The following is a 1765-nucleotide window of genomic DNA, read 5'->3' on the forward strand; positions in this document are numbered from 1 at the left end:
CAGCGGTGCGGCGAGCCCCGGCACGAGGGCGGAGGGCGGCGGCACGTCCTCGTTGAGGTGGCGGAAGAGCACCTGCGCGGGGGAGTCGCCCTGGTGCGGCTTCGCGCCCGTCAGCATCTCGTGGAGCACGATGCCGCAGGCGTAGACGTCGACCCGCGGGTCGACGGTGCCCCGCTCGATCTGCTCGGGGGCCAGGTAGGAGACCGTGCCCAGCACCGAGCCCGAGCTGTCGGTGACCGTGTCCACCGCCCTGACCAGGCCGAAGTCGGCGACCTTCACCCGGCCGTCGTCCCCTATCAGGACGTTCTCCGGCTTCATGTCGCGGTGCACGAACCCGGCCCGGTGGGCGGCCCCGAGCGCGGCCAGCACCGGCTCCAGGATGTCCAGCGCGGCCCGCGGCTGGAGCGCCCCGCGCTCGCGCAGCACGTCCCGCAGGGTGCAGCCGGCGACGTACTCCATCGCCAGGTAGACGTAACCCCCGTCGGTGCCCTGGTCGAAGACCTGCACCACGTTGGGATGCGCGAGCCGGGCCACCGACTTGGCCTCGCGGATGAACCGCTCGACGAAACCGGCGTCCTGCGCCAGCGACGGGTGCATCACCTTGAGGGCGAGCACCCGGTCGAGGCGGGTGTCCAGCGCGCGGTAGACGGTCGCCATGCCGCCGACCGCGATGCGCGCGTCGACCCGGTAGCGGCCGTCGAGCACGCGGCCGAGGAGCGGGTCCTGAAGGGTCGTGTCCACGGAGCGAGTCTACGAGGGGCGCGGCGGGCCCGGAGCCGCCCGGCGGACGCGGGACGCCGGCCGGGCGCCCCTCAGAACGCCGGGCGCTCCGGGTCGAGCTCGGCCAGCCCCTCCGCGGGGGAGGACGCGTGGGCGAAGCGGCGCTGCGGGATCCGCCCGGCCAGCCGGGCCAGCCGGCCCGCCTCCACGCCGTGGCGCATCGCCAGCGCCATCAGCTCCGGGTCCCGTGCCCTGGTCACCGCCGAGGCGAGCATCACACCGGCGCAGCCCAGTTCCATGGCGAAGCTCACGTCGGACGCGGTGCCCGCGCCGGCGTCCAGGATCACCGGGACCCCGGCGGACTCCACCATCAGCTCGAAGTTGTGCGGGTTGCGGATGCCCAGGCCGGAGCCGATCGGGGAGCCCAGCGGCATCACCGCCGCACACCCCACGTCCTCCAGCCGCCGGGCCAGCACCGGGTCGTCGCTGGTGTACGGCAGCACAGTGAACCCGTCGTCGACCAGCGTCTCGGCCGCCTCCAGCAGCTCCACCGGGTCCGGCAGCAGGGTGCGCTCGTCGGCGACCACCTCCAGCTTGACCAGCGAGGTGCCGAGCGCCTCCCGGGCCAGCCGGGCGGTCAGCACCGCCTCCCCGGCGGTGAAGCAGCCCGCCGTGTTGGGCAGCACCCGGATGCCCAGCCGCTCCAGCACCGACAGCACCGAGCCGTGGCTCGCGGGGTTCACCCGCCGCATCGCCACCGTGGTCAGCTCCGTGCCGGAGGCCACCAGGGCGCGCTCCAGCACGTCGAGCCCGCTCGCGCCGCCGGTGCCCATGATCAGCCGGGAGGTGAGCTCCAGGCCGCCCAGCACCAGCACGTCGTTCTTCCCGTGCGTCACGTCAGCCTCCCTGGACGGCGGTCAGGATCTCGACCCGGTCCCCGTCGGCGAGCACCGTGCCCGCCCAGCGGTCACGCGGCACCACGGTCTCGTTGACCGCCGCGGCCACCCCCGAGCGGGCCGGGGTCAGCAGCGCGACGGCGGCATCC

The 1765-nt window shown here is 74.8% G+C and carries 3 protein-coding genes; all 3 read right to left on the bottom strand.

What is annotated here, in order from left to right; translation table 11 throughout:
* Nucleotides 1–741 (bottom strand): protein kinase (locus HW445_RS29705; protein ID WP_180223913.1); only part of this gene is annotated, 741 nt, incomplete at its 3' end.
* Nucleotides 742–812: 71 nt separating this feature from the next.
* Nucleotides 813–1616 (bottom strand): thiazole synthase, encoded by an 804-nt coding sequence (locus HW445_RS29710; protein ID WP_308800163.1) that lies wholly within the window; start codon nt 1614–1616, stop codon nt 813–815.
* A 1-nt stretch (nt 1617) separates the two neighbouring features.
* On the bottom strand, nt 1618–1765 hold a 148-nt coding region (gene thiS / locus HW445_RS29715; protein ID WP_180223914.1), incomplete at its 5' end, for a sulfur carrier protein ThiS.

Source organism: Streptomyces sp. UH6 (genome assembly GCF_013421635.1).
Classification (GTDB): domain Bacteria; phylum Actinomycetota; class Actinomycetes; order Streptomycetales; family Streptomycetaceae; genus Streptomyces; species Streptomyces abyssomicinicus.